8 protein-coding genes and 2 pseudogenes are annotated in these 8,706 nt (G+C 73.5%); 5 read left to right on the plus strand and 5 right to left on the minus strand.

Features of this window, described 5'->3' with window-relative positions; translation table 11 throughout:
• Nucleotides 1-41 precede the first annotated feature (41 nt).
• The 5 genes and pseudogenes from E1281_RS33295 to E1281_RS33315 all read left to right on the plus strand — a co-directional run.
• Nucleotides 42-503 (plus strand): annotated as a pseudogene (locus E1281_RS33295) (hypothetical protein); the annotation flags it as partial.
• 238 nt (nucleotides 504-741) lie between these two features.
• Nucleotides 742-1,545 (plus strand): alpha/beta hydrolase, encoded by an 804-nt coding sequence (locus E1281_RS33300; RefSeq protein ID WP_131883690.1) that lies wholly within the window; start codon nucleotides 742-744, stop codon nucleotides 1,543-1,545.
• Between the two features lie 37 nt (nucleotides 1,546-1,582).
• A complete protein-coding gene (locus E1281_RS33305) occupies nucleotides 1,583-2,830 on the plus strand; it encodes an MFS transporter (protein WP_131883691.1) in 1,248 nt (415 codons plus the stop codon).
• A 179-nt stretch (nucleotides 2,831-3,009) separates the two neighbouring features.
• Complete coding sequence (locus tag E1281_RS33310) at nucleotides 3,010-4,017, plus strand: ABC transporter substrate-binding protein (protein ID WP_207943646.1); 1,008 nt, start codon at nucleotides 3,010-3,012, stop codon at nucleotides 4,015-4,017.
• Complete coding sequence (locus E1281_RS33315; RefSeq protein ID WP_131883692.1) at nucleotides 4,010-5,455, plus strand: aldehyde dehydrogenase; 1,446 nt, start codon at nucleotides 4,010-4,012, stop codon at nucleotides 5,453-5,455. The genes E1281_RS33310 and E1281_RS33315 overlap by 8 nt, the downstream gene beginning before the upstream one ends.
• Here E1281_RS33315 and E1281_RS33320 read toward each other — a convergent pair.
• The 5 genes and pseudogenes from E1281_RS33320 to E1281_RS33340 all read right to left on the minus strand — a co-directional run.
• A complete protein-coding gene (locus tag E1281_RS33320) occupies nucleotides 5,441-5,857 on the minus strand; it encodes an acyl dehydratase (RefSeq protein ID WP_207943647.1) in 417 nt (138 codons plus the stop codon). The genes E1281_RS33315 and E1281_RS33320 overlap by 15 nt on opposite strands.
• On the minus strand, nucleotides 5,854-6,366 hold the full coding sequence (locus tag E1281_RS33325) for a MaoC family dehydratase N-terminal domain-containing protein (protein WP_131883693.1): 513 nt from the start codon (nucleotides 6,364-6,366) through the stop codon (nucleotides 5,854-5,856). The genes E1281_RS33320 and E1281_RS33325 overlap by 4 nt, the downstream gene beginning before the upstream one ends.
• Entirely contained in the window at nucleotides 6,363-7,172 is an 810-nt protein-coding gene (locus E1281_RS33330) for an IclR family transcriptional regulator (protein WP_131883694.1), read from the minus strand. The genes E1281_RS33325 and E1281_RS33330 overlap by 4 nt, the downstream gene beginning before the upstream one ends.
• A 174-nt stretch (nucleotides 7,173-7,346) precedes the next feature.
• Entirely contained in the window at nucleotides 7,347-8,204 is an 858-nt protein-coding gene (locus E1281_RS33335) for an alpha/beta fold hydrolase (RefSeq protein WP_131883695.1), read from the minus strand.
• Nucleotides 8,201-8,706: pseudogene (locus E1281_RS33340) on the minus strand (hypothetical protein); the annotation flags it as partial. The gene E1281_RS33335 and the pseudogene E1281_RS33340, both read right to left, overlap by 4 nt.

Consider the following 8,706-nt stretch of genomic DNA (forward strand, 5'->3'; position numbering starts at 1 on the left):
GGTGGGCACGGGCCGCCCGCCGCGACCCGGGAAGCCTGCGCATCGGGGTCCTCGCACGCGCGCCCGAGCACGCCCCGCAGGTCGCGCCGGTCGTCGCGCGGTCCGTCCGGGACACGGCGGAGCTGCTCGAAGGGATGGGCCACCGCGTGGAGGAGGGCCATCCGGAGGCGCTGATGGACCCGCTGTGCCTCCCGATGTTCTTCGACACGCTGAGCGTGACCGTCGTCCAGTCCATCGACTCCATGGCCGCCGAGCTCGGCGGTCCGCCCGGACCGGACGACCTCGACGTGGTCACGCGGTTCTGGGAGGAGCGCGGGCGGCGGATGACCGGCGCCGGCCTGGCGGACGCGCTGACCTGGCAGGGCGGCCTGCGCGCCAGGATGGCCTCCCGGTGGGGGGACGGCTTCGACTTGCTGCTGAGCCCGGTCTTCGCCACCCCGCCCAAGGCGGTGAGCTGGCCGTGGACGGAGCCCGACGGCGTCCGGCTCTCGGTCGACGTGCTGGCGTTCACCGCGCCCTTCAACACCACGGGCCAGCCGGCGATCTCCGTACCCGCGTCGTCACGGACGCCGGCGAGCCCATCGGCGTCCAGCTCGTCGCGGCCTGCGGGCGCGAGGACCTGCTGCTGGCGGTCGCGGCCCAGATCGAGGCCGAGCGCCTCTGGGCTCATCTGCGCCCCCCGGTCTTCGCCGCCTGACCCCGTCGCGGAACCCCGTCGTGGAACGACAAAGGAGCAGCTTCATGCAGACCCGGCTCGGCACGATCCGCCGCAGGTACGCCGACACCCCCCTCGGACAGATCCACGTGGCCGAGTGCGGCTCCGGCAGGCCCGTCCTGTTCCTCCACCAGACGCCCCGCTCCTGGACCGAGTACATCGACGTCCTGCCGCACGCGGGACGCGACGTGCGGGCGATCGCGATGGACACGCTGGGGTTCGGCCAGTCCGCGCGCGTCGACGGACCCTTCTCGATCGAACTGTTCGCCGACGGTGTCCTCGCGCTGATGGACGCCCTGGATCTGGAGAGCGCCGCCCTCGTGGGCCACCACACCGGCGGGGTCGTGGCGGTCGAGGTCGCCGCGCGCCGCCCGGAGCGGGTGGACGCGCTCCTGCTGTCGGGCACGCCGCTCGTCACGCCCGAACGCCGGGAACGGGTCCGGAGCCGCGCCCCGATCGACCACATCGAGCCGTCCGCAGACGGTGCGCATCTGACCGCGTTGTGGCACCGCCGGCGCGCCTTCTACCCGCCGGGGCGGGAGGACGCGCTCGGCCGGTTCGTGATCGACGCGCTCGCCGTGCTCGACAGGGTCGAGGAGGGGCACGTCGCCGTGAACGACTACCGGATGGAGGACCGCCTTCCCCACATCGAGGCCCCGGTCCATCTGGTGTGCGGCGCCGATGACGCCTATTCGATGCCCGACCAGGCCCCCATGGCGGAGCTGCTCGGCTGCACCGTCCGGGCCGTCGAGGGCGCCGGGGTCGCGCTGCCCGAGCAGCGTCCCGCCGAGTTCGCCCGCGAGGTCGTGTCCTTCGTGACGTCCCGATGACCGGGGCCGCCCCGGCTCCGCGCGAAGAGGGCGAGGCGTGACCCGCGACGGCGGGACGGCGCGGGCGGGACGGCCCGTGGTGGGACGGCCCGTGGTGGGACGGCCCGTGGTGGGACGGCCCGTGGTGGGACGGTACGAATGGTCGGTGGTGGCCGCCACGGTCTTCTGCACGATCTCCGCGGCCGTGCCGCCGTTCCTGGTCGGCGTGCTCGCCGTCCACATGCGGGACGACTTCCCGTTCACGTCGGTCCATCTGGCGATGTCGGTCGCGGTCTACTACGCGGTGTCGGCGGCCATGTCGGTGCCCGCCGGCCGGATCGCCCACCGGTACGGCGCGCGCCGCTGCCTGCGCGGCGCCGCGCTGCTCGCCGGGATCTCGCTCGGGGTGCTGGCCGTCGCGGGGAACTGGCAGCTGGTGCTGCTCGCGCAGTTCGTCGCAGGCGCGGGGAACTCGGTCATCCAGCCGGTGGTCGGCTCGGTCCTCAACGCGACCGCCCCGGTGCGGTACCGGGGGGCCGCCTTCGGCCTCAACCAGTCGGCGATCCCGCTGTCCACGCTGTTCGCTGCGCTGCTGATCCCCAGCCTTTCGCTGACGGTCGGCTGGCGCTGGTGCGCCGCGGTCCTCGCGGCCGAGGCGATCGTGGTGGCCTTCCTCGTCCCCCGGCTCCGGTCGGCGGTCCCGCGCGGCGGGCCCCGGCGGGAGCGGCGCGGCCGGCCCTCGCCGGGACCGCTGCTGCTGCTCGCCTCCGGCACCGCCGTGGGCTCGATGGCCGCGACGAACCTCCCGACGTTCCTCACCACCTCCGCGGTCGAGGCGGGGATGACGGTCGCGGCGGCCGCGGGGCTGCAGATGGCGGGCAGCGTGGTCTGCATCCTCGTCCGGATCAGCGCCGGATGGCTGGGGGACGGGCGCAGGCCCGAATACTTCCGCCCGGCCGCCGCGATGCTCCTCGCCGGGGGTGTCGGCTACGTGTTCCTGGCCACCGGCCCGGTCTGGCTGCTGACGATCGGCGCTGTCGTCGCGTTCGGCCTCGGCTGGGGCTGGTCGGGGCTGTTCAACCTCTCGGTCGCGCTGCGCTACGGAGACGACGTGGCCCACGCGATCGGTATCACGCAGGCGGGCGTCTACGCGGGCGCCATGTCGGGGCCCCTCCTCTTCGGCGTGGTCTTCGAGCGGTTCGGCCGCGACGCGGCCTGGTCGGTCACCGCCCTGCTGGCCTTCGCCGCCGCGGCACTGCTGGTCCTGGGCGCCCGGGATCCAGCTCGGCGGGGCGTACGGGCGTGAGGACCTCCTGCTCCGCCTGGCCGCCCAGATCGAGCGAGCCCGCCCTTGGCCCTCCCCGCCCATGGCCGTGGGATAGGGGACCGTTCCGGTGAGCAGTACGCCTCGCTTAAGCGGGACGGGCCGGACTGGAAGCGTGCGGGTGTGTCGTCGTACCGCTCCAGGGACAGGAGAAAGATCCTGTGAACGCGAGATTCAGGCCCCGCCCGCTAGTCGTCGTGCTCGCCGCCTTCTCGGCGCTCATGCTGGCCGCCGGCTGTACGGCGGGCACCACCGATTCGTCCGGCGGCGAGGGCGGCGGCAAGGGCCCGCGGGTGCGCATCGCCCTGGGCGTGGACGCCTCGTACGCGCCGCTGTACCTGGCCAAGGAGGAGGGCCTGTTCGAGAAGGCGGGCTTGAACGTCGAGCTGATGCAGGTGGAAGGCGGTCCCGCCGCGGCCGAGTCCGTCGTGGCGGGCACCGCGCAGATCGCGCTCAACGCCGACTCCAGCGCGCTTCCGCTGATGGCGTCCAGCGGCGGCCTGCGGGCGCTGGGGGTGTTCCAGGAGTCCGACCGGTATTTGAAGGTCGTCCTGCGGGACGGCGTCGACCGTCCGCAGCAGATCAAGACGATGGCGTCCATCCAGGGCATCGGCCTGTACGCGACGCACGCGTACCTGCGGCACCACGGCATCGACCCGGCCTCGATCAAGATCGTGCAGAGCTCCCCGCCGGAGATCCCCGGCATCCTCGCGCGTGGCTCGGTGGACGGCTACATCCTCTACGAGCCGTGGGCCGCCAAGGGCGAGGCCGACGGCGGGCACATCACCGCGCGCACCGGGGACTTCGGCATCGGCTACGCGCAGTGGGTCCTGGCCGGGACCGCCTGGCTGGAGTCCAACCGGGAACTCGCCGGGAAGATCTTCAAGGTCATCGCGGACGCGGACTCCCGGGTGACCAAGGACCCCGAGGCGGCGGCGCGGGCCACGCAGAAGCAGGTGCGGCTGCCCGCCGACCAGACCGAGCGGGTGCTGCCCGAGATCACCTTCCGGGCGCGCGGATTCACGCCCGAGGATCTGGCCTCGGCCCGGCGCCTGGTGGACTTCCTGCTCCAGCAGAAGCTGATCAAGAAGGCGCCCGACCTGGACACCGTGCTGCTGAAGGGCTGGTACGAGAAGTACGCCGGCGCGGGAGGCGGTACCGGTGGATGAGCGCTGGGCCCGGCGCCGCGACGCGCACCTGCCCGACGAGCCGTACCGGCTGTTCGTCGCGGGCGAGTGGGTGACCGCGGGCGGGACCTTCGAGGCGGTGGACCCCAGCGCCGGAACGTCCTGGGCCGGCATCCCCGAGGCCAGGCCGGAGCAGGTCGAGGACGCGGTGGCGGCCGCGCGCAAGGCCTTCGGCGGCTGGCGCCGCTCCAGCCTGGCGGCGCGGCAGGAGGCCCTGTGGCGGATGGCGGACCGGATCGAAGCGGATCCGGGCCGCTGGGCGGCGCTGCTGGCGACCGAGGGCGGGCGGCCGGTCCGGGAGGCGTACCTCTCCGACGTGCCCGCCTGCGTGGCCACGCTGCGCCTGTTCTCGGGGCTGGCCAGGGGTGCGCGGGGCGAGCAGGTGCCGGTCGAGGACCCGCACGGAATGGCGTACACCGTGCGGTCGCCGCTCGGGGTGCTCATCGTGCGGGTGCCGTGGAACGCGCCGCTGGTGGCGCTCGCGGAGCAGCTCGCGCCCGCGCTCGCGGCGGGCAACACGGTGGTGGTCCATCCGGCGCGGCGGGCGTCGGCGACGGTGCTGGAGTTCGCCCTCGCCGTCGGCGACCTGCTCCCGGCGGGCGTGCTCAACGTGGTCACCGGGGTGGACGAGCGGATCGCCGCCTCCCTCGACGCGTGCCCCGGCACGGTGCGGTTCGGTTCGCGGCGGGTCGGCCCTCCCGGCGGCGCGATGATCGTGTTCGAGGACGCCGACCTGGACGCGGCCGTCTTCGACGCCCTGACCGGCATGTGCACGGCGGCCGGCGAGGCGGGTGGGACGCCGTCCCGGATCCTCGTGGACGCTGCGGTGTACGAGGAGTTCGCCGGACGGCTGGCGGCGGCGGCGAAGGCCGTCGCCTTGGGCGACCCCCTCGAACTGTCCACCGAGATGGGGCCGCTCATCTCGGGCGAGCGCCGGGGGGAGGTGCGCGAGGCGGTCCACCGCGCCCTCGCCGCGGGCGCGCGTCTGCTGGCGGGCGGGGAGCCGTCCGGGCTGCCGCGAGCACTGCACGGCGGGTTCTTTCACGCGCCGACCGTGCTGGCCGATCCAGAGGGAGGCGAGGAGCCGCCGCCCGGTCCGGTCACCGTGGTCGAGCCCTTCTCGGACGAGCGGGAGGCACTGGAACGGATGAACCCCGGCGGCACCGGACGTGCCGCCGGGGTATGGACGGCCGACCTCTCGCGCGGGCACCGGATCGCCCGTGAGCTGGAGGCCGGGATCGTCTGGATCAACCGGTGGTTCGACTCGCCGTGCTGGTTCTCCTCCGAGCCCGCGGAGGGGCCGGCGCCGGGACGGGAGGTCGGCGAGCGGATGCTGGCCCGCTACAGCACCGCCAAGATCATCAGCGCGGACCTCGGCTCGCGCCGCCCGCGGCCCTGGGGCGGATCAGGGCGGGCGTAGCACGTCGACCGTCCCGGTGACGCAGGGCGTTCCGTCGGCCTTGACGATCGAGGCGTCCAGCGACAGGCGCAGGCCGCCGCCGCCCGGCACGGCCGAGCGGACGACCGCCTTCCAGGTCAGCGGCTCGCCGGCCACCGCGGTCCCCTGGTTGCGCCAGCTCACGCCCTCCAGCCGCGCGCCCGGCCCGGCCCAGTCGAGCGCGTGCCGGGCGAGCATCTCACCGTGCAGCGTCGACTGGACGACCGCCCCGGGATGGCCTTCGGACCTCGCGTACGGCTCGTCGTAGTGGATGCGGTGCGAGTTCCACGACACGGCGCTGAACCGGAACAGCTGCAGCGTGCTGTGGCTGTACGAGCGCGAGGGGCAGCTCTCGCCGGGGGTGGTCATGCCCGTGGTGGTCATTCCGGTGCGTCGTCCTTCACGATGATCGTCTCCTCGACGGAGGCCAGTTCGGTGCCGTCCTCGCGGGTGAAGCGGGTGGTCACCGACAGCAGCACGAAGTCGCCCGAGCGGCCCGACTTGCGGGCGGCCGAGCGCACCGCCCGTTCCGCCCGGACGCGGGTGCCGGCGACCAGCGGGCGGCCGAGCCGCACGGACTGGCCGCCGTGCACCTGCCGCACCGGCAGGCCCTGGGTGCAGGGCGACTCCCTGGCCGCCAGGCCGTCCGGGCGCAGCTCGCCTTCGACCGGGCCGTCCGCCCAACTCAGCATCCCGGTCAGGAACAGCGGAGGCGCCGCCACGGGACGTCCGGCGGCCTCGTCGGCGCGGGCCCGCCGGACGTAGGCGGCGTCGTTGAGCGCCGCGGCGTACCGGCAGAAGTCCTTGACGGTCACCGTGCCGCAGTCCTCCGCCTCCCAGCGGCCGCCCACCTCCTCGGCGCGTGCGAGGACGTCGTCCAGAGCCCGGCTCACAGCACCTGCCGCAGGGACCGGGTGATGCCCATGCCGGCCGTCCGGAGCGCGCCCGACAGCCTCGCCGGGTCCATCCGGTACGTGGGGCCGGTGATCGACAGCGCGCCGACCAGCGCGGAGCCACGCCCCAGCACCGGCACGGCCGTGCTCATGTAGCCGAGCCGGGTCTCCTCGGCCTCGGTCGCGAGCTGTTCGGTGCGCACCCGGAGGAGCTGGGCGCGGAGCCGGGCGGGCGAGGTGATGGTGTGCCGGGTGAGCGGCTTCAGACCGCTGCGGACGACCTCGCCGAACAGGGAGTCGGGGCCGAAGGCCAGGATGACCTTGCCGGTGGCGGTGCAGTACAGCGGGAGCCGCCCCGCCACGCGGGACTGCTCGCTGAGTCCGCGATGCGCCAGGATCTTCTCCAGGTACAGCACGTCGAGCCCGTCGTGGATCGCGAAGTGGATGGTCTCCTGGGTCGCGCGCAGAAGGTCTTCCATGTAGGGCTGGGCCACCTCGCGCAGGATGCGCTGCCGGTGCACCCGCTGGCCGATCTCGAACAGCCGCAGGCCGAGCCGGTAGTCGTAGCCGTCCCGTTCGAGAAGGCCCCACTCCACCAGCTCCTGGGCGAGCCGGTGGACGGTGGCCTTGGCCACGCCGGTGCGCCGCACCAGCGTCGCGAGCGACAGGGTGGCGTCCTCCGCGGTGAACGCTTCGATGATCAGCTGGGCCTTCCCCAGGACGGAGTTCATCGGGTCGGAACATGGACTCTGGCCGGGTGCCGGTACTCGCCCGGCGCGGGTGTGGTCGATCGAAACGACGGTCATGAAAGGAACCTCGCGATCAACTCGGAGACCTCCGAGATCGTTGCTCCATCAACGGAACCACGCCGCCCCTGGTGACCGCCAGGGTGGCGCTGCTGATTTTTCGCAGGTCAGATTCCGCATCATCGCCCGGCGGCGGGGCGTCACGAGCGAAACGGGGGAGCTCCGCCGCCCCGGTCATGACGCCTCGGCGAGGAAGGACAGGCTGAGCGGGTTGTAGAGATCGGCCTTCTCATGCTGCGGCCAGTGCCCGCAGTCGTTGAACACCTCCAGCCGCGCCCCCGGGATCGCCGCGGCGATCGCCTCCGCCTCGGGGACGTCGCCGAGCGGGTTCTTGTTGCCCCACACCACCAGCGTCGGCGCTTTGATCATCGCCATCCGCTCCGGGCGCAGCAGGTTGCGCTCCCGCGTCTCGACCTCCTGCAGGGCCAGCAGGTTGTGCAGGTTCTCCTTGAACTCGGGGCGGTGGTAGACGTCGAACCGCACGTCGGTGAGCTCCTCCCCGAGCGCCTCGTCCCAGTGCGCCCACAGCAGCCGCAGCCGCTCCCGGGTGAACGAGGGGTCCCGCTGCTCCACGGCGGCCCGGGTGGAGGTCTTCAGCCGTTCCATCACCTCCGGGTTGATCTTCGTGCCGCCCATGCAGAGGAGCTGCAGCGAGGCGACGCGGTCGGGATGCCCGGCGGCGGCCCAGGACGACACCCATCCGCCGAGCGACTCGCCCACCAGGTGCGCCCGCTCGGCGCCCACGGCGTCCAGGTAGGCCAGCAGGTGCTCGACGTAGGCGGGGATCTCGCCGGGCCGGTCGGGCTTGCCGGTGTGGCCGTGCCCGAGCATGTCGACGGCGTGGCACCGGTAGCGCTCGGCATGCGCGGGGATGTTGCGGACGAACGCCTCGAGATGGCCGGTCGTGCCATGCAGGAACACCACGTGCTCACCGTCCTCGGGCCCGGCCTGGAGGGCGCGGGTACGCACGCCTCCGGCGTCCACGTACGTGTGCCGGTAGTCGACGTCGACCAGTTCGGTCCAGATGCTCATGGGTCGCCTTTCGCGGTTCGGGGTCGGGCGGGATCGAGGACGGCCACGCCCATGCCGGTCAGCCACTCGGGGATGACCTCGTAGGACAGCCGCCTCGCTGGGACGTGGTCGAGGAGGGCGGCCATGAGGAGCCAGGTGCGCAGTTCCTGGGCGCCGTTGCCCGCGATCTCCTCCAGCCGCTCCGTGCTGAGCCCGGTGATCGTCGCCGCCTCCCCGCGCTCCAGCAGGGCCAGGAACTCCTCGTCGAACTCCGGGTTGATCGACGCCTCGGCGGCGCGGATGATCCGCCGCCGCCTGGCGTCGTAGTCCTGCCACCGGTCGCGGCCGTTCAGCCAGGCGCCGACCATGAACTCCTCGTCGTCGTCCCGCGGGTCGCGCCAGTCGGGCCAGGGGAGGCGGTGCGAGAGCCCGCCGGACCCGATCACCGCGACCCGGCGGCCGCCCGGGAAGTCCAGCACCGCCTCCCGGACGGCGCGGCCCAGCAGCTCGCAGCGTTCAAGGG

Origin of the sequence: Actinomadura sp. KC345, from assembly GCF_004348515.1 — a bacterium.
In the GTDB taxonomy this organism is placed as follows: domain Bacteria; phylum Actinomycetota; class Actinomycetes; order Streptosporangiales; family Streptosporangiaceae; genus Spirillospora.